General features: G+C 68.6%; 23 protein-coding genes. 6 read left to right on the top strand and 17 right to left on the bottom strand.

Annotated elements, in window-relative coordinates; all coding sequences use genetic code 11:
- Positions 1 to 13 precede the first annotated feature (13 nt).
- The 6 genes from AB6A69_RS13560 to AB6A69_RS13535 form a co-directional block, all read right to left on the bottom strand.
- On the bottom strand, positions 14 to 775 hold the full coding sequence (locus tag AB6A69_RS13560) for a sulfite exporter TauE/SafE family protein (RefSeq protein ID WP_371061176.1): 762 nt from the start codon (positions 773 to 775) through the stop codon (positions 14 to 16).
- Entirely contained in the window at positions 768 to 1916 is a 1149-nt protein-coding gene (locus AB6A69_RS13555; RefSeq protein ID WP_371061175.1) for a mandelate racemase/muconate lactonizing enzyme family protein, read from the bottom strand. The genes AB6A69_RS13560 and AB6A69_RS13555 overlap by 8 nt, the downstream gene beginning before the upstream one ends.
- Complete coding sequence (locus tag AB6A69_RS13550) at positions 1913 to 3511, bottom strand: thiamine pyrophosphate-binding protein (protein ID WP_371061174.1); 1599 nt, start codon at positions 3509 to 3511, stop codon at positions 1913 to 1915. Before AB6A69_RS13550 ends, AB6A69_RS13555 begins: the two co-directional genes overlap by 4 nt.
- A 40-nt stretch (positions 3512 to 3551) precedes the next feature.
- Positions 3552 to 5111, bottom strand: a complete 1560-nt coding sequence (locus tag AB6A69_RS13545; protein WP_371054459.1) for a tripartite tricarboxylate transporter permease — start codon at positions 5109 to 5111, stop codon at positions 3552 to 3554.
- On the bottom strand, positions 5108 to 5587 hold the full coding sequence (locus AB6A69_RS13540) for a tripartite tricarboxylate transporter TctB family protein (protein ID WP_371061173.1): 480 nt from the start codon (positions 5585 to 5587) through the stop codon (positions 5108 to 5110). Before AB6A69_RS13540 ends, AB6A69_RS13545 begins: the two co-directional genes overlap by 4 nt.
- A gap of 73 nt (positions 5588 to 5660) precedes the next feature.
- Entirely contained in the window at positions 5661 to 6644 is a 984-nt protein-coding gene (locus tag AB6A69_RS13535; RefSeq protein WP_371037792.1) for a tripartite tricarboxylate transporter substrate binding protein, read from the bottom strand.
- 160 nt (positions 6645 to 6804) lie between these two features.
- Between AB6A69_RS13535 and AB6A69_RS13530 the strand changes: the two genes are divergently transcribed.
- From AB6A69_RS13530 to AB6A69_RS13520, 3 genes are read left to right on the top strand one after another with little or no spacing between them, the layout of a single operon-like run.
- The gene (locus AB6A69_RS13530; RefSeq protein ID WP_371054457.1) at positions 6805 to 7716 is read left to right on the top strand and encodes a LysR substrate-binding domain-containing protein; all 912 of its coding nucleotides are present in this window, start codon (positions 6805 to 6807) and stop codon (positions 7714 to 7716) included.
- Between the two features lie 18 nt (positions 7717 to 7734).
- The gene (locus tag AB6A69_RS13525; RefSeq protein WP_371054456.1) at positions 7735 to 8331 is read left to right on the top strand and encodes an alpha/beta hydrolase; all 597 of its coding nucleotides are present in this window, start codon (positions 7735 to 7737) and stop codon (positions 8329 to 8331) included.
- 3 nt (positions 8332 to 8334) lie between these two features.
- Positions 8335 to 9072 carry a sulfite exporter TauE/SafE family protein gene (locus AB6A69_RS13520; protein WP_371061172.1) on the top strand — a complete coding sequence of 246 codons (738 nt, stop codon included), beginning with the start codon at positions 8335 to 8337 and terminating at the stop codon, positions 9070 to 9072.
- On the opposite strand, the gene AB6A69_RS13515 is transcribed toward AB6A69_RS13520, so the two are convergent.
- The 11 genes from AB6A69_RS13515 to AB6A69_RS13465 form a co-directional block, all read right to left on the bottom strand.
- Complete coding sequence (locus AB6A69_RS13515) at positions 9069 to 10115, bottom strand: YeiH family protein (RefSeq protein WP_371061171.1); 1047 nt, start codon at positions 10113 to 10115, stop codon at positions 9069 to 9071. The genes AB6A69_RS13520 and AB6A69_RS13515 overlap by 4 nt on opposite strands.
- Before the next feature lie 56 nt (positions 10116 to 10171).
- A complete protein-coding gene (locus AB6A69_RS13510) occupies positions 10172 to 10852 on the bottom strand; it encodes a fumarate hydratase C-terminal domain-containing protein (RefSeq protein ID WP_371061170.1) in 681 nt (226 codons plus the stop codon).
- Complete coding sequence (locus AB6A69_RS13505; RefSeq protein WP_371061169.1) at positions 10813 to 11778, bottom strand: fumarate hydratase; 966 nt, start codon at positions 11776 to 11778, stop codon at positions 10813 to 10815. The genes AB6A69_RS13510 and AB6A69_RS13505 overlap by 40 nt, the downstream gene beginning before the upstream one ends.
- A complete protein-coding gene (locus tag AB6A69_RS13500; protein ID WP_371061168.1) occupies positions 11775 to 13517 on the bottom strand; it encodes an L-aspartate oxidase in 1743 nt (580 codons plus the stop codon). The genes AB6A69_RS13505 and AB6A69_RS13500 overlap by 4 nt, the downstream gene beginning before the upstream one ends.
- 4 nt (positions 13518 to 13521) lie before the next feature.
- Positions 13522 to 13863 (bottom strand): succinate dehydrogenase, encoded by a 342-nt coding sequence (locus AB6A69_RS13495; protein ID WP_371037784.1) that lies wholly within the window; start codon positions 13861 to 13863, stop codon positions 13522 to 13524.
- The gene (locus AB6A69_RS13490) at positions 13860 to 14192 is read right to left on the bottom strand and encodes a succinate dehydrogenase (RefSeq protein WP_371037783.1); all 333 of its coding nucleotides are present in this window, start codon (positions 14190 to 14192) and stop codon (positions 13860 to 13862) included. The genes AB6A69_RS13495 and AB6A69_RS13490 overlap by 4 nt, the downstream gene beginning before the upstream one ends.
- A 1-nt stretch (position 14193) precedes the next feature.
- Positions 14194 to 14925 carry a succinate dehydrogenase/fumarate reductase iron-sulfur subunit gene (locus AB6A69_RS13485; protein WP_371061167.1) on the bottom strand — a complete coding sequence of 244 codons (732 nt, stop codon included), beginning with the start codon at positions 14923 to 14925 and terminating at the stop codon, positions 14194 to 14196.
- Between the two features lie 511 nt (positions 14926 to 15436).
- On the bottom strand, positions 15437 to 16570 hold the full coding sequence (locus AB6A69_RS13480) for a porin (RefSeq protein ID WP_371061166.1): 1134 nt from the start codon (positions 16568 to 16570) through the stop codon (positions 15437 to 15439).
- 245 nt (positions 16571 to 16815) lie between these two features.
- Entirely contained in the window at positions 16816 to 17649 is an 834-nt protein-coding gene (locus tag AB6A69_RS13475; protein ID WP_371054452.1) for a polysaccharide deacetylase family protein, read from the bottom strand.
- Between the two features lie 106 nt (positions 17650 to 17755).
- Entirely contained in the window at positions 17756 to 18958 is a 1203-nt protein-coding gene (locus tag AB6A69_RS13470; RefSeq protein ID WP_371061165.1) for a polysaccharide deacetylase family protein, read from the bottom strand.
- A gap of 211 nt (positions 18959 to 19169) precedes the next feature.
- On the bottom strand, positions 19170 to 20111 hold the full coding sequence (locus AB6A69_RS13465) for a LysR family transcriptional regulator (RefSeq protein ID WP_371061164.1): 942 nt from the start codon (positions 20109 to 20111) through the stop codon (positions 19170 to 19172).
- 442 nt (positions 20112 to 20553) lie between these two features.
- Here AB6A69_RS13465 and AB6A69_RS13460 point away from each other — a divergent pair, with 442 nt between their 5' ends.
- The 3 genes from AB6A69_RS13460 to AB6A69_RS13450 all read left to right on the top strand — a co-directional run bounded on the left by AB6A69_RS13460 (position 20554) and on the right by AB6A69_RS13450 (position 22962).
- Entirely contained in the window at positions 20554 to 21906 is a 1353-nt protein-coding gene (locus AB6A69_RS13460) for a lipocalin family protein (protein WP_371061163.1), read from the top strand.
- Positions 21907 to 22084: 178 nt separating this feature from the next.
- On the top strand, positions 22085 to 22630 hold the full coding sequence (locus AB6A69_RS13455; RefSeq protein ID WP_371061162.1) for a hypothetical protein: 546 nt from the start codon (positions 22085 to 22087) through the stop codon (positions 22628 to 22630).
- Between the two features lie 17 nt (positions 22631 to 22647).
- Entirely contained in the window at positions 22648 to 22962 is a 315-nt protein-coding gene (locus AB6A69_RS13450; RefSeq protein ID WP_371037776.1) for a hypothetical protein, read from the top strand.
- Positions 22963 to 23006: the final 44 nt, after the last annotated feature.

Here is a 23006-nt window from a genome sequence, read left to right as displayed (position 1 = left end):
GGCCCGTAAGCCTTCATTCCATGAGCGCCTTGCGCAGAAGGTTGAGCCCGAGCAGCAGGAAAAGTGCAAGAGACACCTTTCGGAACAGGCCGGGCGAAAGATACGCGCGCGTCATCTCGCCCACACGAAAGCCCATGAGCGCGGGCACCACGAGCGCCGCCGAGCCGAGCGCGAGGCCCCCGGTCAGCGTGCCGCTCGTGGCGTAGCCCGCGATGAGGGGGAGAGAGCCCAGGCTGATCAGAAGCCCCGAGGCCCGCACGAACTCGTCGCCGGTGCGGTGGCGCGCGGAAAGATAGATCGCGATCGGCGGCGCCCAGATCGCGGTCAGCCCGCCGAGAATGCCGGCGCTCGCGCCGAAGCCGAGTTGCGCGGCCCTGTCGTAGCGGTCCGGCAGCGGCGGCAGGTCGACGGTGAGGTTGACCAGGACGAAAAGCACGAAGGCGATCCCGGTGACGGCGTAAAGAAGCCGGTCCGACGCGCCGGCGGCGAAGAGCGCCATGGCGAAGGCGCCGATCATCATCACCGCGGCGAAGGGCGCGTAGTCGCGCGCCGCGCGCAGGATCTCTCCGGCCCGCCAGATCTGCCAGAAATTCGAGACGATCATCGGAAAGAGAACGAGCGCGATCGCCGTGCGCGGGTCCAGGAAGAGTGTCGTGAGGCCGATGCAGATCGCCGGGAATCCCAGCCCGGTGACCCCCTTGATCGTCCCCGCGAGCAGATAGGTCGCAAGGACGAGTGCCAGCAACCCGGCATTCAGCCCCGCCAGATCAGCCATCGCGGGTCCTCGACAGCTCGAGCGTGAGGTAGCGCCCGATCTCCTCGGGCAGGGCGTCGATGCCGAGCCCGGGCGCATCGGAAAGGTGAAGTCGCCCGTCCCCGAGGATCCCCGCGCCGGGGAACGCCTCGCGGAGCGGGTTCGGGTTCGCGTCGATTTCCAGAAGCCCGTCGCCGCCCGCCGCCGCAAGCAGATGCGCGGAGGCCAGGAGCCCGATCCCGCCGCCCAGGAAATGCGGGCAATAGGTCAGGCCCGCTGCCCCGATCGCGCGCGCCACGGCAAGATTGCCGGACACGCCGCCCCATTTCGCGAGATCGGGTTGCAGGTAGGCGAAGCTGCGCGATGCGATGGCCGCGTCGAAGGCGTCATGCCCGGCGATGTTCTCCCCGCCGGCCAACGGGATCGAGGAGGCGCGGGCGAGGTCCGCCCAGTCGGCGGGGGGCGCATCGGCGGGCAGGGGCTCTTCGAGCCAGCCCAGGCCGAGCGCGCGGCCCGCTTCGACGAAGCGCAGCGCCTCGGGGAGCGTCCAGGCCTGGTTCGCGTCCGCGAAGAGGCGCTCGCCCGGGGCGAGGCGAAGCGCGTGCAGCGCCTCGAGGTCGCGGACCGCGTCGAAGCCGACCTTGACCTTGAAGGCGCGGTAGCCGGCGGCGCGGGCCGTGGCGAGCGCCTCCTGCGCGTCGTGCACCGCGATGCCGCTGGCGTAGGCGGGCACGCTGGCGCCCGCCGACGCGTCGAGCCAGGTCCGCATCGGCTGGCCGGCGGCACGCGCGAAGAGGTCGCTGAGCGCCGTGTCGATGCCCGCGATCACCTGTCGGAACGGGCCCCATTCGCCGCATTGCAGGGCGCGGATGCGGGTTGCGCGCTCCAGCTCGTGAAAGGTCCGGGCCGGGTGTTCGACCCTGCGGCCCGGCAGCAGATCGCCCATGTCCTCCATCAGCAGGCGCGCGCGGTGCTCGGCCCCCGCCGCGGGCCAGTTCGCGAAAACCTCGCCCCAGCCGAAGGCCCCGGACGCGGCGGTGATCTTCACGAAGACGGCCGGACGGTCGCGCATCACGCCGAACGAGGTCGCCACGGGCCGCGCCACCGGCACGCGGTAGACCCGCGCCTCGATCCGCTCGATGATCTGGGCGTCGTCGCTCAATGTCCCGGGCCGGCCGGTGCCGGCAGCCCCTCGATCTCCACGTTGACGCAGGCCGGACGGCCGGAGGCGAGCGCCCGGTCGAGCGCCGCGTCCAGCCCTTCGGGCCGGGTGACGTATTCGCCATGCGCCCCGAGCGCGGCGGCGGCGAGATCGTAGCGTGCACCGCTGAGGTCACACCCGATCAGCCGGTCCGGGCCGTAGTCGCGAAGCTGGATCTGGTGTTCGGCGTTCCAGACCCGGTCGTTGCCGATCACGGCCACGAAGCGCGCGCCCGCGCGCACCGCTGTCTCGAACTCGGGAAGGTGAAAGCCCGCCGTCCCGTCGCCCATGAGTGCGAAGACCGTGGCGTCCGGACGGGCGAGCGCCGCCGCCACGGCCTGCGGCAGCCCGCCGCCGATCGCGCCCGAGGGCCCGTTGATCACGCGCGCGTCCGACCAAGTCAGCGCCTGCGCCCATTGGCCGAACTCGCCGCCGTCGCAGATTGTCACCGATGCGGGCGCCGCGGAAATCCGGCGTTGCACCGCGTCGCAGAGCAGATCCGGGGTGATCCCCGGCCCGCCCGGCCGCGCCGCGCGCGCGGCCGTCGCCTCCGCCACCCGGTGCCGCCAGGCCTCGCGCGTGTCGCGCAAGCGGTCCCGGGTGAGCGCGTGGGCAGTGGCGCGGGGGTCGGCGTCGAGGGCCAGGGCAAGCCGCGCGCCGAGATTGCGGCTGGCGCGGTCGAGGGCGGCCTGCTCGGCGTCCACGACGACGAAGGGGCAGCCCGGTGCGACGCGATCCTCCGCGCCGAAGGCGAGGGTGAAATCGATCTGCTTGCCGAGCGACACGATCAGGTCGGCCTCGCGCAGCGCGGCGGCAAGATCGCCGAGCGCCGGATCCTTCAGGCCGCGGGGGCTTTCGAGCGGCAGTACCGCGGCCCCCGTCGCGTCTTCGAGGTCGCGCAGCAGCGCGCCGGCCCGGGTGCGGTTCAGCGCGGGTCCGGTCAGGATCGCGGGCCGCTTCGCGGCGGCCAGCCGGTCGCGCAGGTCGTCCAGCGCGTCGTCCGTGGGCGGCGTTCCTGCACTGGCGCCCCCCGGCGCAGTCACCAGCCCCTCGGCCGGGGCGGTCAGGACATCTGCCGCCAGGGCGAGGTGGACGGGTCCGGGCCGCCCCGACGCCGCGGTTTGCAACGCCGCCTTCGCCGCCTCGGCCAGGGCCGCGGTGGAGGCGGGGCGCGCGGTGGCCTTGACGAGGGGCGCGGCCACGGCGCACTGATCGAGTTCCTGGAAGGCGCCGCGCCCGTCCTGGTCGAGCGGCGAGTCCCCGGAAAGCAGGAGCACCGGGCTTTCGGAACAGCGCGCGCTGTAGACCGCCCCGGCGGCATTCGCGAAGCCCGGGGCGGCGGTGACCAGGGCGACGCCCACCTCGCCGGTGAGTTGCGCCCAGGCCTCCGCCATGAAGACGCAGGCGTTCTCGTGGCGCGTGTGCATGATCTCTATCCCGGCATCGAGACAGGCGTCGTAGACCGGCATGATCTGGTTGCCCGAAAGACTGAAGATGCGCCGGATGCCCGCCGCCGCCAGCGTTTCGACAAGAATATCCGCCCCGCGGCGAGCCATGCGCGTCTCCTTCCAGGCCGCCGCGCGGGCGGTCTTCTTCTCAGCTTTTCGTGTCCTGGGCGTCCCGGCGCACCGTCGTCTCGTCCTGCGCGCCCGCACGGACCTCTTCGACCGGCGCCGCGCCGCGGCCTTTCAGCCCGGCCCGCAGGATCGCCACGATGGTTATGATCGTGAGTCCCCAGAAGAACCAGGTGATCGGCCCGCGCGCGAGGATCGTCGCGTCGCCGCCGGACATCAGCATCGATTGGCGGAAATTGTTCTCGAGGAGCGGGCCGAGGATGAAGGCGATCAGGAACGGCGCGGCGGGCACCCCGTAGATCAGCATCAGGTAACCCAGCCAGCCCATCGCGAACATCACGCCCACGTCGAAGATGGAGTTGTTCACCGCGTAGCCGCCATAGACGCAAAGCACCAGAACCGCGGGGAAAAGGATGCCGCGCGGTATGTCGGCCACGTAGCGGAAGGCGCGGATCGCGGCCGAGCCCACGGCCAGCAGGATGACCGAACTGACGATCAGCCCCATGAACATGCCGTAGATGATGTCGACGTTCATCACGAACATCATCGGGCCGGGCTGAAGCCCGTGGACCATGAAGGCGCCGATGATGATGGCGGTGATGACGTCCCCCGGCACGCCCAGCGCCAGAAGCGGGATCAGCGTCGCGCCGGCGACACCGTTGTTGCCCGCCTCCGAGGCGGCCACGCCCTCGATCTCGCCCTTGCCGAAATTCGCCTTGTTGGGCGATTTGCGCCGCGCCTCGCTGTAGGACAGGAACGCCGCGGGCGCGGCGCCGATCCCGGGGATGCTGCCCAGGAAGACGCCGATGAAACTGCCGCGCACGATCGTGCGGAAGCTCTTGCGGTACTCGGCGAAGCTGACGCCCTTTCGGCCGAGCGCGCGGGTCTCCCCGTCGCGGGGGCGCGGGTCGCGGGCCATGGTCAGGATCTCGGGGATCGCGAAGAGGCCGATCAGCACGGCGATGAAGTTCAGCCCGCCCATGAGGTTGGGATCGCCGAACGTGAAACGGTTCGTGCCGTAGACGAGATCGAGCCCGATCGTGGCGAAGAGCAGCCCCAGCAGCGCGCTGAAGATGCCCTTGATGAGGCTGTCGCCCGAAACGCCCGCGATGATCGTGAGCGAGAACAGGATCAGCGTGAAGAATTCCGGCGGGCCGAAGTTCAGCGCGAAGGAGGCGAGGAACCCGGCGAACAGGATCAGCGCCAGGTTCGAGATCACGTCGGCCGTGCAGGAGGCGTAGAGCGCCATCGACAGCGCGCGCCCGGCCTCTCCCTTCGCCGCGAGCGGATAGCCGTCGAGCGTCGTCGCGCTCGAGGCGGGTGTGCCGGGCGTCTTGATCAGGATCGCGGGAATGGACCCGCCGAAGATGCCGCCCTTGTAGACGCCGAGAAGCAGCAGGATGCCGATGATCGGCGGCATGGAGAACGTGAAGGGCAGGGTGAGCGCGACGGCCATCGTCGCCGACATGCCCGGGATCGCGCCCGCGAACACACCTATGCAGATGCCGCCCGCCAGCGCGAGAAGGCTTTCGACGTTCGCGACGACCGAAAGGCCCAGGGCCAGGTTGTCGAGCAGGCTCATGGCAGTCTCACGAACAGGCCCTGCGGTACGGCGACGGAGGCGACATGCGCGAAGAACCCGTAAAGCAGGAGCGGAATGCAGACGGCGCAGATCAGCGCGGCCAGGGGGTGGCGTGTGTGCATCACGAAGGCCGAGACCGCGAAGGCCGCCATCGAGGCCCACACCATGCCCAGAAGCGGCAGCGCCGCGACATACGCCACCATCACGACCGCCATCGCCGCAAGGCGCAGCGCGCCGCCCGGAGGCGCGTCACCGACCTCGACCGGCTGTGCCACCTCGCTGCGCGCCAGCGAGACGAGCGCAAGCCCGCAGGCCATGAGCACGCCGGAGATCGCGTAGGGCCAGAAGGCCGGCGACAGGACGATGCGGGAGACGTTCGTCGGCACGGAAACCCATGTCGGAATTCCGTAAAGCAACAGGACCCCCGACATGAGGACGGCCGCGGCGCCGACCTGGAACTGGACCGATTTTAGCATGGTGAAAGGCCTCGGAACCGGGCGGGACGTGCCGCGCCGGACGGACCGGCGCGGCGTGGGCGGTGGGGCTGCGTCAGCCCTCGATCCGCATTCCAAGCTCGTCCACGAGGTCACGGAAGACCTCGTACTGGCCGCGGATGAAGGCTTCGCCTTCTTCGGGGGACATCAGCTCGATGACCGACCCGCGCGCTTCCATCTGCTCGCGGAACGTCTGGTTCGCGGTCGCCTCGGCAAGCCAGTCACCCCACTTGGCCGCGACCTCGTCCGGCAGTCCGGTGGGGCCGGCGATGCCGGTCCAGCCGACGAGCTGCTCCAGCGCGGGCATCTCGAGATCCGCCGAGGTCGGCGCGTCGAAGCCCGGCACCGGCTCGGCCGTGGTCACGAGAAGGGGCCGCAGCTGTTCGTTCGCCACGAAGCTCGCCAGCGCCGAAGAGTTCGTGCAGATGAAGGTGGCGGTGCCGTTGAGAACCGCGGTGGCCGCCGCGCCGCCGCCGTCGAAGGGCAGGTGCACGGCCGCAGTCAGCGGATCCTCGATGCCGAACTCGCGCAGAACGTAGGCCCCGGACAGGTGCAGCAGCGAGCCCACGCCCGACGAGCTGTAGCTGACGCGGCCCGGGTTCGCCTCGACCTCGGCGATCAGGTCCTCCATGCTCTGGATGTCCGAGTCCTGACGCACCGCGCAGGCCACGGGGTTGATCTCGTAGACGCCGACGAAGCGGAAATCGTCCAGCGTGTAGGGCAGCGTCGCCTTCATCGCCGGGTTCACGGTGTGCGATCCGACGCGCGCGAAGAGCAGCGTGTAGCCGTCGGGCTGCGCGTTCTGCACGGCGACGGACCCGGTCGCGCCGCCCGCGCCGGTGCGGTTCACCATGACGAGGGGCGAGCCCACGGCCTCGGCCAGCGGCTCGGCGAGGGTGCGGGCGGAAATGTCGGTCGCACCGCCCGGGCCATAGGGGATGACCATGTTCACCGGGCGTTCGGGGTATTCGGCCGTCGCGGCGCCCGCCGCGAGCCCGAGCACGGCTGTGGCAACAGCGGTTTTCACCAGCTTTTTCACGTTAGTCTCCTCCCGTTTTCGAAATTCGGAACGGGCCTCCCAACCCATCCAGGCCAGCATTATGTGGCGCATTGACACACACTAAAAGTAAGTTACTCCTTCCACAAAGCATAATCGCTTTAGAAAACTGAAAGCTCCGCTTACGGAATGGGGCCGAGACATGTCGATCCGGAACCTGCGCACATTGATCGCGGTCGCCGATCACGGCACGTTCAGCGCCGCGGCCGAGGCGGTTTTCGTCACCCATGCCGCGGTCAGCCAGCAGATGAAGTCGCTCGAGGCGGAGTGGCAGGTGCAGCTTTTCGACCGGTCGCGCCGCAGCTCCGATCTGACCCCGGTGGGCCGCGCGCTCGTCGCGCAGGCCCGCGAGGTCGTGGCCGCCTACGACCGCATGGTGCCGATGGTCCTGGGCGACAGCGGCCTGAGCGGCGAGGTCACGATCGGCGCCGTTCCGACCTCCCTCACGGGGCTGATGCCCTTCTCGATGGCGATGCTGAAACGCGACTACCCCGAGCTGCATGTCCGCGTGGTCCCCGGCGAGACCATCGCGCTGGTCGAGCAGGTCGAGCGCGGCGCGCTCGATGCGGCCATCGTCACGCGGCCGAGCTGGACGCGCGAGCGGCTGGACTGGCGCGAGCTTGCCGTGGAGCCGCTGGAACTGCTCGCCGCCAGGGACGTCGAGGGCGAGGACGCACGCACACTCCTCGAACGGTATCCGTTCATCCGCTTCTCGCGGCGAGCCGTCGTCGGGGGCATGATCGAGACATGGCTGCAGAAGCAGGGCATCGAGGTGCGCGACAGCATGGAGCTGGAGAACCTGGACATCATCTTCGGGATGGTGGCGGCCAACCTCGGCGTGTCGATCGCGCCCCGGCGCTGCGTGCTGCCCCCGCACGACCTGGCGTTGCGCCGCCTGTCGCTTCCGGAAGGCGCGCCGATGCGGCATCTGGGGCTGCTGTCGCGCGCCGATACCGTGAAGCGCCGCGTGCTCGACGAGTTGATCCGCCGCCTCGACAAGGCGATCGAGGTCGGGCGCTTCGACCCGGCCGCCATTCCCCCGACCATCGGTTGACAGCAAGGAGACCACCGCATGCAGACGATTTCTCTGGCCGCGACGGACGGGGTGCCGCTCGAGGCCGATCTTTATCCCGGCGGGGCGCGGGCCGTCGTCCTGCTTCACGGCAAGGTCTTCGACAAGGAAAGCTGGGCGGACACCGCGCGCGGCCTGTCCGGGCGCGGCCTCACCGTTCTGGTTCCAAACTTCCGGGGCTATGGCGGGTCGGGCGAGGGCGAGGCCCCCGCCGGGTATGCCGCCGATGTCGCAGGCGCCTGTGCCGCCCTGCGGGACCGGAACGCCGCCTCGGTGTCGATCGTCGGCGCCTCCATGGGCGCCATCGCCGCGGCGAAGGCCGTGTCTGAGGCCATGGCCGGCGAGATCGACAGGCTCGTGCTGATGGCGCCGCGCGCGATGGCGCGGCCCGAGGCGCTGCGCGCCGCAGAGGTGCATTTCATCGTCAGCCGCGACGAGTCGTGCTTCGAGGACGTGGCGGGCTTTCACGCGGCGGCGCCCGACCCGAAGGAGCTGCATGTCTTCCCCGGCGAGGCGCATGCCCAGTTCCTGTTCGGATCGGAACACGGGCCCGAGCTCTCCGCGCTGCTGCATCGCATCCTCGCGGACCCGCGCTGATCCATGGCGCCCGAGACGATCCTGATCATCGCCGCCGGCGCGGCCAGCGGCGGCTTCATCAACGGGCTGGCGGGTTTCGGCACCTCGCTTTTCGCGCTGGGCTGGTGGCTTCAGATCATGCCGCCGGCGCAGGCGGTGCCCGTGGCCCTGGTGATGTCGGTCGCCAGCGGCCTTCAGGGGGTGGCGCTGGTGCGCCGGTCCATCGACTGGCCGCGGCTTCTGCGCTTCCTGCTGCCGGCGGTGGCGGGCGTGCCGCTGGGGCTGATGCTTCTGAGCGAGATCGAGGCGCAGCCGCTCAAGATCGTCATCGCGGTGTTTCTCGTCATCTACGGTGGCTTTCTCGCCTTTCGCCGCGATCTGCCGAACATTTCCCGGCCCACCCCGGTGATCGACGCCGGCGTTGGGTTCGCAAGTGGCGTTCTCGGGGCGCTCGCGGGGCTTTCGGGCGCGCTGCCGACGATGTGGTCGTCCCTGCGAAACTGGGGCAAGTCGGAGCGCCGCGCGCTGCTGCAACCCTTCAACGTCGCGATCCTGGGCCTCTCGGCGCTCGTGCTCGCGCTTACCGGGGGCATCGGCCGCAGCTCGCTTGTCGCCATGCTGATCGCCCTGCCGGTCACGATGCTCAGCGCGCAGCTCGGCATCGCCGTCTTCAAGCGGCTGAGCGACGGCCAGTTCCGGCGCCTGGTGATCGTGCTGATGCTGGTCTCGGGCGTGGTGCTTCTTCTGCGCGAGGCGCTCTAGACGAGCCCGGCCTCGATCACCGCGAGGACGCCGACGGCAAGCGCGACGGTGAGGCCGCAGATCACCACGACGGCCGAGCGGCCGACATCCTTCAGCTTCTTCAGCGAGGTCTTCATCCCCAGCGCGGCGATCGCGATCACGAGGCACCAGCGCGACGCCTCGAGCACCGTCTGCCGCACGGCCTCGGGCACGAGGCCGGTGGATCCGAGCGCCACAAGTGCGCAGAAGCCCAGAACGAAGAAGGGGATCGGCAGGGGGGTCCGGCCCGCCCCGTCGCGCCGGGAGGCGAAGACAAGCGAAAGACCGACCACCACCGGCACGAGGAGGGCCACGCGCATGAGCTTCACGACCGTGGCGGTATCGCCCGCCTCCTGCGAGATGGAATAGCCCGCGCCGACGACCTGCGCGACGTCGTGGATCGTGGCGCCGAGAAAGATGCCGGCTTGCAAATCGTTCAGGCCGAGCCCGGCCGCGACGAGCGGGTAGGCGACCATGGCCACGGTCGAAAGCGCCGTGACACCGATCACGGTGAAGACGGTGTCGCGTTCCTTCGTCGGCCCCTGCGGCAGAACGGACGAGATCGCCAGCGCGGCGGAGGCGCCGCAGATGGCCACCGCGCCCCCGGTGAGCAGGGCGAAACGCGCCCGCCTTCCGACGAGGCGCGACAACAGCAGGCTCATGGCGATGGTGCCCGCCACACCGGCCACCGTCAGCGCGACGACGCCGGTGCCGAGCGCCGCGATCTGCTGCACGGTGATGCCCAGCCCCAGAAGCGCCACGCCGAGGCGAAGCAGGGTCCGCGAGGCGAACTCGATCCCGGCCACGCACCGGCCCTCCGCCTCCTCGGTGAGAAAGTTGAAGGCCATGCCGAGCAGGAGCGCCAGCAGCATGACCGGCGCGCCGTGATGCAGCGACAGGAAACGTGCGGCCATCGCCACGGTCGCGGCGATCAGCAGGCCGGGAAAGAGGCTGCGTGCCCGCGACCGAAGCCGCGGCATAAGGCCGGCGCCCGGGCCTGCCGGGCGCTCTGTCGTCTCTGCCATGGGAAATCCCCGTTCCGGTCCGCGCCGTATCCGCGCGCCGTTCCGTCGGCGCCGGCTCAGATCACCTCGTCGCCGCGATCGTCCGTCTCGCCGAAGCGCTTGAGCACCGCCGGGCGCGTGCCCTCGTAGACCGCGTCGAGATTGGCGCGGATCCTTTCGTTCTCGCGTTCGAACAGGCTGTTGCCCTTGAGGTCGCTCTCGACGATGAACGGGCCGAAATTCTCCACCTCGATCACCCACATGGCCTGAGCGAGGCCAAGCTCTTCACGCCAGTGAAGAGCGCGGACACGCTTCACCCCGCGCCCGAGAAGGGCGCCGGTCCCGTAGCCGACCGTGGTGAGGTAGATCGCGCCGTTCGGAACGAAATGCGTGCGGTAGTCCTGGGCGCTCATGCCGCCCTTTCCGAGGATCAGTTTCGCGCCCGATATCTCGAACCACTTGCCGATCCATTTCGAAAAGCGGAACGAGGCCGTCGCCGTGACCGCGCCCATGCGCAGCGCGCCGTCCTCGGCCTGCGCGGCGGCGGGCGAGCAGTGGAAATTCGCCGCGCTTTCGGCGGGCAGGTCCAGCGGAAGCGCCTCGCCGTCCTCGCAGGCGCGCTTGTAGACGCCCTCCCGCGCCGTGTAGACGACCCCGTCCAGAAACACGATGTCGCCGATGTTGAGCGCCTCCAACGCCTCGCGAGAGGGGTTTGTGCTCAGGCGGACCTTTGTCGGTTGTCCTCCGGTGCCTTCCATTCGACCGTCTCCCGGCGTTGAAAATCCGTGAACCATTGCGGGTCGGTGCGGTATTCGACCCGCCCGTCGGCATGGACGCGCGCCACCGCGCGTCTCGACGACAGGCAGAAGGCGTGAACGCTCATCTGCATGCCGCCTGTGTGGCAGTAGCCGACCTCGATGTGGCAATCGACGACCATCGACTTGCCGACGAACCCCATCGCGCCCATGCCGATGGAATTGCCCAGTTCCTTGAACTCCTCCTCCAGCTCCGCGATCTTCGGGTCCGGGTTGCGGTCGCCCACCGTGCGCAGGCAGGCCGCGCGCTTTCCCAGCACCATGCAGGTGTCCTTGGACCCGCCGAGGCCGATGCCGATGATCGCCGGCTGGCAGGCGAGCCCGCGCTTGCCGAAGGCCACGAGGCAGTCGAGGTAGAACCGCTTGATCCCCTCGATGCCGTCGCTGGGAAAGAGCATCCGGTAGTCGGTGCCGAAGAGCCCGCCCTTGTGCACCGTGATGAGGTCGATCCATTCGCCCCCGGGCTCGAAGCCGTATTCGATCTCGGGCGCGCCGATGCCGACATTGTTGTCGTGGTCGGTGCGCCAGAGCGGATGGACCCGGTTGGGCCGGAGCGGCACGCCGTTCGTGGACGCCGCCGTCGCGCGGCGCAGTGCCGTCTCCAGCGCGACGGGACCGCCCTCGATCCGGGTGTCGTTGCCCATCTTGACATACCAGCGCGGACACCCGGTGTCGCCGCACATGGCGCGGCGATCCTCCTTGGCGGCCTCGTAGTTCTCGAGCATGGCCTGAAGCACGAAGGAGGACAGGTCGCCGTCTTCCGCGGCCGCGGTCTTCTTCAGCCCTTCGAGGTAGTCGTCCGGGATCTCGATCGCCGCCCGCTGCATCAGTTCGACGGCCGTCTTCTCGATGAGGTCTATGGATATCATTGCGCTGCCACCATGGTCTCGGCGTCCTCCTCCAGAAGCGACTCGCCGGGGCGGACGATGGAAAACTCCACGTCCTCCCGCGAGACATCGAGCCCCGAAGCCCCCGCGCGGGCCACGGTGAAATAGGAGGTTTCCAGTTCGCCGGTTTCGGGGAAATCCTCGCGGAAATGCGCGCCGCGCGAGTTTTCGCGCCAGAGCGCGGCGGTGCCGATCACCTCGGAAATCTCGACGAGGCTGCGCAGGTTCAGCCAGTCGTGCCAGGTCAGGTTGAAGCCGAGGTCATCGCCCGCGACGCCCGTCTCCTGCAGTTCGGCGCCGATCTCGCGCACCTGCGCCAGCCCGCGTTCCAGCCGCTCGGCCGTGCGCAAGACGCCGACATCCTCCCACATCGCGTCCATCAGCCCGTCGCGCAGCGGCTGCACGGGCGCCGGCTTGCGTCCCAGCGGATGGCGCGCGCGCGCGATCTCGGCCTCGATCGCGGCCTCGTCGGGATCGCGCAGCGCCCCGTCCCGGCGCGCCTCGGCGGCCATCACGTCGCCCGCGATGCCGCCATAGACGGTCGAGTTGGCGACCCCGTTGCCGCCCAGCCGGTTGGAGCCGTGGGCGCCGCCGGCGTCCTCTCCGGCGACGAAGAGGCCGGGCATGTCGGTGCGCGTGTCCGGGTCGACGACGATGCCGCCCATGAAATAATGCGCTGTGGGCACGACCTCGACCTGGCCCGCGGCCAGATCGAAGCCGCTGTCGGCGCAGCGCTTGACCATGCCCTTGAACTTCTGGCGGACATTGTCGGGGCCGAGATGCGCCATCGAGATGTAGACACCGCCCGAGGGCGAGGCGTTGCTCTTGCGCATCTCGGCGTAGATCGCCCGGCTGACCACGTCGCGCGTCGCCCGTTCGCCCTTGTCGTCGTAGTCGAACATGAAGCGCGCGCCGTGACCGTTCAGCAGGTGGCCGCCGGCGCCGCGCAGCCCCTCCTCGAGCACCGTTCCGGTCATCCTGGTGCCCTCGCCGGCCAGCAGCCCGGTGGGATGGAACTGCACCATCTCCATGTCGCGCAGCGGAAGGCCCGCGCGCAGCGCCATGGCCAGCCCGTCCATCGACTTGTCGCCGGAGGGCGTGTGATAGCGGTACATCGTCGGCCCGCCCCCCGTGGCCAGCAGCACCGTCCTGGCGCGAACGAACCGGAAGCGCCCGGTACGGATGTCGATGAAGAGCACGCCGGCGAGCCCGTCGCCCCCTTTGGCGGGGATCAGCCCCACGGCGCGATGCTCCTCCATCCGTTCGACCGGCCGGGCGAGCACCTGCTCCATCAGGCGGTTGATGATCTCGATGCCGGTCAGGTCGCCCTTGTGCACGGTGCGATCCGCGGTCTGGCCGGCGAAAGCCTTCTGGTGCAGCGTGCCGTCGGTGTTGCGGTCGAAGAAGCAGCCGACCTCGTTCTCCAGCTCGGTGATGCGTTCCACGGCGGTCTTGCACAGCCGCCAGGCCATGTCCTGGTTCGGCAGCCACTTGCCGCCGCGGATCGTGTCCATGAAATGCCGCTCGACGCTGTCCCCATGGCCGAGCGCCACGTTGTACCCGCCCTGCACCATGCGCGTGCAGCCGCATTTTCCAAGCAGACCCTTCACCGCGATCGTCACCTTGCGGTCGGGCGCGGCGCGCTGGGCATGGAGCGCCGCGAAGAGGCCCGCGCCGCCCGCGCCGATGATCAGGATATCCGTGTCGTGCCTGTCGAGCATGGCGTCACACCGCGTTCAGGAAAAAGGTGCCGGAGACGAAGACCGATCCCGCCACCGCGCCGGCGGCCAGCGCCTTCTGGCGGGGCGACCAGGGCAGAAGCTCGAGGGCGAGCAGCCGCAGCCCGCCGAAGAGATGCGCCGCGAGCAGGAACACCAGCCCGAACTCCGCGATCTTGACCATGGTGAAATCGGTCCAGCGCAGGAACCCGTCGAGCGCGGCGGGCGAGGTCAGCGCCAGCGACAGGATCAGGAAATGCGCCGGCAGGAAGAGCGCCAGCGCGAGCCCGGAGACGCGGTGCAGCACGAACGCGTACCAGAGCGGGTGAGAGCGGTGCGGGCGTCTCATGCCGCCACCACGGCGAAGACGGCGTAAAGCCCCATGGCGAGAAGGATGCCCCCGACGCCCCAGGTCAGGGCGCGCAGGCCTCCGCCCGCAAGCCCCAGCGTCTCGTACGCGATCACGCGCAGGCCGATCGCGGCGTGGAGGGAGACCGCGACGACGAAAAGACCGTAGAAGAGCGCCCAGAACACGCTGCCGCTGGTGCGGCCGAGGATTTCCGCCGCACTGAGCCCGCCCTGAACGGCGTAGATCATCACCGCGATGTGCCCCAGCACGAGCGGGACCATGACCAGCGCGCTGATCCGTTGCAGCAGATAGAGCCTGACGTCCAGCATGTCAGCGCCTCCCCAGGCCGAGGAGCCGTCGGGTCGTTTCCCGTTTCAGACCGGCGATGGAGGCGGTGGGGACCAGCTCGCTCGGGCAGTACTCGACGCAGCTCTGGTGCGAGTGGCAGTTGTGGCAGCCGCCTGGGCCGGACACCGCGTCGAGCCGGGCGGCGCGCGCACCGTCCTTCTCGTCGTTGACGAGGCTCCAGGCGCGGTTGAGCGCGGCGGGGCCGAGGTAGTCGGGGTTCGAGGACACCACATCGCAGGCAGCATAGCAGACCGCGCAGTTGATGCATTCGGTCGCCTGGTCGGCGCTGAGGCGCAGTTCGCTCTCCGGGTCGATGCGGGGGATCTCGTCCTCGCGGGTCGCCGAGGGATGGAAGACGCCCTCGGCCTCGATCCACTTGTCGAAGAACGGCGCCATGTCCACGACGAGATCCTTCACCACCGGCAGGTTGCGCAGAGGCGCGATCTCCAGCCGGCCGTTCTCGGCCACCTTGTCGACATGCGTCCGGCAGGTCCAGCGCGGACGCCCGTTCACCATCATGGCGCAGCTGCCGCACATGCCGACCCGGCACGCGAAGCGGTAGGACAGCGACGGGTCGGAGTATTGCTGCACCCAAGAGACCACGTCCAGCACTGTCTGGCTGTCCCGCCGGGGCACCTCGTAGGACGCGAAATCGCCATCCCCGCCGCGTCCGCGCCAGACCTGCACCGTCATCTGCCCTGTCGAATCGTTCAAGGCCCGCTCCTTTCGATTGCAACAGAAAGGTAACGGTAATCTTTTCTAACAAATATCTAAAACTTCTTTCCTGAGCGGTTAGGAAAACTTTCAAGGTGCGCGTGGCCGCCTCCGCTCCATGTTTCGGCGCGCCTGCCCGGATCCTGCGGGCTACCCCTGTCGAAAGGACGCCGTGATCCTTGCGCGAGGCATCTCGGGGCCGTCACGGCAGGTCGGCACCTCCGCGGGTGTCAGAGGGGTCCGACATCAGGGCGGACGCACCCGTCAGCCGGTCGGGCGGCGGCGAGTGCCCGCGGCTGCACGACCTCGCTTTGGTATCGGCTGACCTCTCCGGCGTCTCACCGCCCCGGCCCGGCTGCGCGGGCCGTCCGGGCGCGCGCGACGCCGCCGATGGGCGGCGAGGGGCCCCGATCATCCCCGCAGGACAGGACGAACGCCGGGAACACCCGTCGCCGCCCCGTTTCGCCGCGCCCGGTCATGGCGGAGCGCGTCTCCGTGCTTTTCCGCGGTGTCAGAACTTGAAGCGCGCGCCGAGGAAGACCGAGCTTGCATCCTGGTAGGATGCGGCATCGTCGTCGTAGTAGTATTCCCGGTACCCCAGATACACGTCGAGATCGAGATCGGTGAAGGTCTGCATCGCCGCGAAGCCGACCCCCTCGGACGACGAGTTTTCCTCGGCCACGTCGCTGCCGCCATAGTAACTGACCGCGAGGGCGGTCGGACCCTGCGACGTGACATCGTAAACCCATCCGGCCCTCACGAAGCCGTAGTTGCCGCCGTCGGGATCTCCCCCGGCCGAGGCGCTGAGATTGAGGCCGGTCGGCGTGTGAAGCAGCGAGAAGGAACCCGAGTAGCGCTCGTTCGTCGTGACGTCGCCCGGTTTCAGTCCGGGGGCCCTGCTGTTGCCTTCGTCTTCCCAGGCATAGCCCGCCGCCGCGGCCAGCGCGAAGTCGCCCTGCGTGCCGGACCAGCGAAGCGCGATGTCGTAGTAGTCCGTGTCGTCGTCTTCGGCCAGCACGTTTCGCCCGTAGGATACCGCCCCGGAAAAGCCCGAATAGGTCGGCGTATCGTAGCGGATCCTGAACAGGCGCGCGCCATCGAGCTCCTTGAATGCGTCGATGACGCGGACGTCGGAAAGTGCGCCGGACTTTTCGCGGAATGCAAAGGCCGCGTCCGAAACCCCGACCGAGACGACGAGCGCCGTGCCCGACGGATCGAGTGTCGCGACATTGTCCGTCGCCATGAACCCCTGACCGATCGCAAGTGTCCCGAAGTCGGCGGTGTAGGCGGCCTCGAGCCGGCGAAGGGCGGTCCTACGCCAATCGAGCGTCGGGGGCGTGTTGGACTGCGAGAGCAGAGCGCTTTGGCGAAACCCGAGCCCCGTCTCGAAGGTGAAGACAAGGTCGCCGTCAGACATCGGCTGGGTCACGGCAAATCCGAACCGGGTGTTGGAGTTGGAATTGTCGACGATCTTGCCGGTCGTCTCCTCGCCGTCGTCGAAACTCAGGTAGGAGGGGCTCGCCTGCCCGTAGAAGCGGACCGATCCGCCGGTATCGTTCTCGAACGTCTGTGCGCCGGCGGACGTGCCAGCGATGACGGCCGCGAAGGTCAGGCCGGGGCCCACTCTCGCATCGATTCTGCTCATGTCATCCCTTTCGCTCCCCCGCGGCGGTTTCCGTGACGGGGCTTTTCAAGTCAGTCGCCGGGTCGAAAAAGACGGGCTCGGCGCCGGTCCACGGATTTCAGAGCCCTCGCCGAAACGGCTTCGGTGGCGCTGGCGAAACACGCTGCGAAATGCCGGAATGCCGCTGCGGCAAGGCAAGGCCGCATTCCGGGAAAGTCATGATACGCGGCCGAATTCGCTCTCGTTTCATTTCGACTTGGCCCGGTTCACTCCGTCCAGATCGAGGGCTCGAGCCGCAAATGCGTTTCCGGCGGATGTTGTGCGCGCCAGTGATCGGCGCACTGCTTCGCCGTGGCGATCCAGACGTCTTCGTTTTCCGTCACGGATGCGAGAAACTCCTCGAGCATCCTTATCCGATGCAACGTCCCGATGATGTGAGGGTGCAGCGTCATGGTGAACATGCGCCCTCTGTCGTATTGGGCCGCGAAAGCGGAACGCCAATTGCTTGCAAGAACCTCGGGGTGCTCGATCCCGGACCCGCCGCGCAGGGCGAGGGGCGGAAACTGAAGAAAGAACTGGTCATCGGAATGATAGGAATACGGCATCGTGACCAGTGCCTTTGGCGGCTCGGGGTCCGTGACCCAATAATGCGGCGTATCGTCCGCCATGCCGTTTCCGAGATATTCGAATCCTTCGTCTATCAGCAGATCGACGGTATTGGGGCTGACCGAGCCCGCGGCATACCTGTCGCCCTGGCGGGGCAGGCCATACCATCCGGCCGGGGCGTTCCCCGTGGTTTCGCCGATGGCGTAAGCAGTCGCCCTGAGGCGCACGCGCTCCACGTCCGGCGGAAGCTCCGTCGGGTCCTCATGCCGAAAGCCGAGCGCGGCAATCTCGTGGCCGGCCTCGGCCAGCTGGCGAACCCTGTCCGCTTCGACCGCGGCGATCACCGCGGGGACCGCGAATGTCGCGCGAATGTCGAAGCGATCGAGGACGTCCAGCAGCGCATCGAGCCCCGCACCGAAGGCCAGCTCCGCATCGTCCCCCGACAGATCCCTGGCAAGAAGACCTTCGGGCATGATCGCGGTGCTCAGCGCCACCGTGACGTTGACCGCACAGCGCTTGTCCGAGGGCCAGACGATCTCGTCGTCCGCGAGGGCGATCTCGTCCGAGATGGTGTAACCTGATTTCCATGGCATAACGGCGTCACTCCTCGTTGCAGGCGAAGGCTTCGGACGGAAGGGCGAGACAGTGGCGCGCGACGTCCTCGGAATTGGCGAACCACACGCCGGGCAGGCTCTTCATTCGGGTGATCAACTCGTCGAGCATCGCGATGCGCGCGGAGTGACCGATGATGAAGGGATGCAGGGCGATGTTCAGGTAGCCGCCCGCCTCATATTGCTGCTGAAAGGCCTGCCACCAGATATCCAGCACGAGGTCCTGGTCGGAAAGACGCTGCGCCGAGGCGGCGCTGCCGATCCAGCCGTAATTGAAATACATGGCATCGTCGATCGCCAGATGGACGGACAGATTGAGCAGCTCCTTGCCGTCCCGTCTCACCTTGAAGGGAAGAGGAGAGGCGAAGCCGTGCGAATTGTAGATGTAACCCATCTCCAGAACGAGGGCGTCCGGATAACTGCTGCGGGTGCCCACGGGCGGACGACCGGCCAGTTCGGTCAGCACGTCGCGGGTTCTCAGCATGTGGTCGCGCTGAACGACGGGATCGGCCGGCACGTAATGCTCCCACATGTGATCCGCGAATTCGTGGCCCCGTTCGGCGATCTCGCGAAGAACGGACGGGTAGAGATCCACGCTACGCCCGGGCGTGAAGAAGGTTCCGACGATGCCGTGACGGTCGAGCAGTTCGAGCGTGCGCCATGCCCCCACGCGACCGCCGAATTCGCCCTTGGCGACCTGCATGGGCGGCTCGTCATTCGCCGTGCGACTCAGGACATGGTCGACATCGAACGTGAAATTCACTGCGATCCTCGCACCGTCCGGCCAATTCGGCTGTGTCAGATGGCAATAGCGGCGTCTTCGGGCCTGCGTGGCGGCTTGCAATTCTTCCAGCTCTGCCAGCAGGCTTTCCCGGCTGGAGAGCGGCAGGCTTCCCTTGTCACCCGGCGTCGGGTGGCGCGTCATTCCGCGTGAGGTTTGCCCGGCGGCCCATACGGAGGCCGGCGCGGCGGTCATTGCCCCCCCCGTGGCAAGCAATTGCAGAAGAAGCCTTCGGTCCATTTTCGCCAGTCCTTTTCGCCTGTCGGATGCGCCGTTTCGATCTGTTGCGCGGCGCGCGTCCGTCTTCCGGCACGCGGCCTTGCTGTGGAAACGGCCAGAGATCGGGCGGACGCCTTCCATGAAGCCGTTCGCCGGTCCAATGCGGAATTCCGCGCCGGTGATGCGTGTCATGCATGAGCGCGCGCGCCGTCACGATGCGACGTTCGGGCGGAAGGGCGCCGAAGGATCCGGCCGGCCGCAAGGGCGGTGGGCGTCACCGTCCGCTGATCTGGAAAGGCCAGGTCAGGGGGATGCGGCGGCCGCGCGGATCGGTGGACGGCGCCAGCGGGCTCGCTCGGGCTTGCCCCCTTCGAAGCGGGCCCGCCGGCATGAGCGTCAGGCCCTATGCCCCCGGATTCAGTAGCGTCTTTTGCCGAGCCTGTGTCATCCGCAGGGTGTCGACGAAACGAACGAGGGTGCGCGGCCACGACCGTTCGGCATGCCAGACCAGCCCGTATTCCATGCGCATCCAGGGCTCTTCGATGGGCAGCGTCACGAATTCGCCGCGTTCGATCTCGTCGCGGATGAAAGCCGGTGGCGCGGCGCTGATCGCGCGTTCGTTGCGGACGGCGGCCGTCATGGCCGGAAAGCTGTCGACGCAGATCGCGGGAACGAAGTCGCCGGTCTCGGGGTCGCGCCGTCCCGCCGCCCCGAGATCCTGCGGCAGAAGATCGAGCCACCGTCCCTGCATCAGCGTCAGGGCCCAGGGAAAGCGCATGATGTCGTCCCACCCGACGTCGGATCGCTGGGCGAGGGGATGGCGCCAATGACAGAAGAACGACACCGGACCGCCTCCGAGCGTTTCGGTCGCAAGTCCGGGGCGATCGGCAGCCGATCGCGTGTCGGTGATGGCGAGATCGCTGCGGCCGTCGAGCACGTCTTCGAGACAGGTCCGCCAGTCGCGCACCACGAGCCTGCCAAGCGAGATCCGGCTCGTTCCGGCGTGGTCGGCGAAGCTTTCAAGCCCGACGGCCTCGGCCGCGAACGGGCCGACCGAGACGCGGAAGCCGCGCTGGTCCTCGTTGCGTTTCAGCTCGAGCGTCTGCGCGAGATCGTCGAAACCCGCAATCAGCGCGTCGCAACGCTGCAGAACGATCTCTGCGGCAACGGTTGGCGTGACGGAGGTGCGGCTCCGGTCGAAGAGCGGCATGCCGACGGAGTCTTCGAGGCTCCTCAGGGCGCGGCTCAGGTTCGGCTGGCTCATCCCGAGTTCATCGGCCGCCCGCGCAAAGTTCCGATGCAGGGCGAGGGACCGGACGATCCGGAGGTCCCGGACGGATCTCATTGATGCAGGACCTGTATCACAACGGGGCCAGACTGCATTGAACAGGGCGCATAGCGCAACCTGTTTCTCCCCGACCGGATCTCCGGCACGCGGCAGCGAACCTGCGTTCGCGGTCCCGGCGCGCGGGCTGTGCCGTCCCTTGACTGCCCGGGGCCATGGCGACGCGCGCCGGCGGCCGACCCTCGTGATGGCCCCGGCGTTCCTTGCCGGAACTGCGGTTGCAACGCGGAAGCGAGAGGGCGCGTCCCGCCCCGTCCCCTGGGAAAACGCCCGCATGGCCGGCTCGGACCCATGCAGGGTGTGCATCACACGGACGGAATTGGGAATTGGACAGTCCCGACCGCGCACGAGAGAAGCCTGTCCGGGGCGCGCCCTTCCGGCTTGCAACGCTCAGCCGACCGCGCGCGGCCCTTGACCGAATAAGCTGGGAGCCAGACTCATCATGACTGCAAGCACCAATCGCGGCGCGCCGACGGGCAGCGGCCTGACCCGCCGCACATTGCTGAAATCCGCGCCCGCCACCGGCTTTGCGCTGGGGTCCGGCGCATTCGCCGGAACGCTGGCATCCACGAGCGCGCCCGCCCGCGCCCAGGACGGGCAGCCGCCCCTGCAAGGTCCGGGCATCGAGACGTCGAGCGGGCAGGCGCTCTATTCGCTGCCGCGCGATCACGCGTGGCATGGCGGCGAATTCTACCAGACCAACGATTTCAACGAGTGGCATTACATCACGGTTCTCGGTCGTGACCTCGACACCGGCGAGCGCATCTCGGTGTTCTGGGTGCCGCTCAGCCAGGGCTGGGTCGCGAGGGAGGGCCGGCCGCTGCACAACGTGCTCTTCGCCTTCCACAACCTCGACACCGGCGAGTTCCACACCGCGCTGCTCTACATCACGGGGCCGATGACCACGGAAGGCTCGGGCCCGGACGCGGAGGATTTCCACTTCCGCTACGAGATCGACGACGGCAAGAGCGGTTTCACGACGGCCTATACGCACGCCAACGAAACCTGGGAATTCGGAGGGTATACCACCGAGAAGGACGACTGGAACGAACCGTTCCGCCTGTCGATGACGTCGCAGGCCCGGGCGCCGGGCTATGCGCCGATGGCCTATTGGGGTCTGGAAAGCATCGGGGTCGATCCGCAGGAGCGCCAGAACCCGGAAACGATGTACGGCCTGACCTACTACTACACCGCACCCGACATGGCCTCGTCGGGCGAGCTCGAAGTGGCCGGCCGCACGGTCCGTTTCGAGGGAACCGGCTGGTTCGAGCACCAGTGGGGCAACTTCCGCAACACCTACCAGTATCGCTATTTCTGGGCCTGGTTCCGGTTCGAGGAGAGCGGAGACCTGATGACCTTCCGCCAGTACTACGAAGGCGAGGATTTCCGGAATCCGAACTACGGCGTGAACCGCTACTTCCACATGGACGGCGAGACGTTCGAGCGCAGCTATGCCTTCGGCCCGGCCTTCAAGCTCATCCCCGAGCGCATGTGGACCTCGCCGAAATCGGGCAAGGTGTATCCCTGGTATGGCCGGATCGAGACGCCGAACGGCACCTACTGGTACGAGCCAACCCTCGAGGAGCAGGAGGGCCTCGGTTTCGCCGGCCCCTATATCGAAGGCGTGATCCAGCTGCGCGACGGCGGGCCGGACGGACCCGTCGTGGCGACCGGCTTTTGCGAGATGATCATGTTCACGGGGTCCTACGACGACGGCACCGACCACTCGATGGGTCCGCCGATCTCGCGCGGCCTGCCCGAAGACGAGAACGGGCCCTGGACGCCCGAACTCTGATCCCCTGATCCCGGACGCAAATCCCCAGCGTCCGGGTCTCTCCGGCGCCGCCGCGTCCCCGCAAGGAGAAGTGCCCGGTGCCCTCGTGCCGGGCATGTGCGCCGGCGGCGCCGGATCCAGATGGATGTTTGCACGGCCCCGTCCATCGACCGGGCGCAATCGATTGGAGGCATCAGCGATGAAAACCGGTCTCGGACTCGCGGCTGCGATGCTCATGGCGGGCGCGGGCGCGGAGGCGCAGACGCCTGTCAGTTACGTGGAAGACGGGCGCGCCCTTTTCACCGTCGAGGTTCCGGACTTCTGGTCCGTACGCACCGGCGGCAGCCGCCGGATCGCGCCGTCCGATGGCGCGGTGCCCGCCGACGTCCCGCGGGTGCTGGCGTTGCAGCCGACCGTCGACGAGGGGGCGTGGCTTGGCTTCATCTCGCCTCCCGGGGTGGGGGACCTGGCCGAGGCCCGCGGCTATCTCGGCCAGCTGGGCCGTTTCCTCGCGCTCGAGGCCAGGACCGCCGAGCCCGTTTCACGGCGGATCGGGGGACGCCCGGCGGAGGTGTTTGCCGGACGTGGGCGTCGCGACGGCCGGGCGTTGCAATTCACGGTCGCGGCCATCGATCTGCCGGGCGAGCGCGTCGCCATTGCCGCCGCCGTTCTGGAGGCCGGCGTCGATCCGGCCTTCGCAGAGGCGCTGAACGGGGTGTTCGCCTCGTTCCGCGCCGCACGCTGATGGAAGGAGAGGTCCAGATGGCCGGAATGATGCGTCGCTCCGCGATTTTCGCCGCGCTCACCGGTGCGGCGTTCGGGCTTGCCGCCTGCGACGGGGTGGGCGTCGGGATCTCTTACGGCTACGACGACGCCTTGTTCTGGAACCATTACTACCATCACGACCATCGCCCGGATCGTCCCGTGCGCCCGGATCCCCCGGGGCAGGCCGTTCCCCCGATCGCGACGGCACCCCGGCCGGTCCCGCCCATCGCCACCGTACCGCGCCCGACCCCCCGTATCGCGACCCCGCCCGCGATCCGTCCGCCTCTGGCGCGCCCGGTCGTGGCCCGGTAGGCACGTCCGGCGCCGTCGCGGGCGCAGGGTGGACGGAAAGATCG

Source organism: Rhodosalinus sp. 5P4 (assembly GCF_041365695.1).
Lineage (GTDB): Bacteria > Pseudomonadota > Alphaproteobacteria > Rhodobacterales > Rhodobacteraceae > Rhodosalinus.
This window is presented reverse-complemented; position numbering and strand designations above follow the sequence as displayed.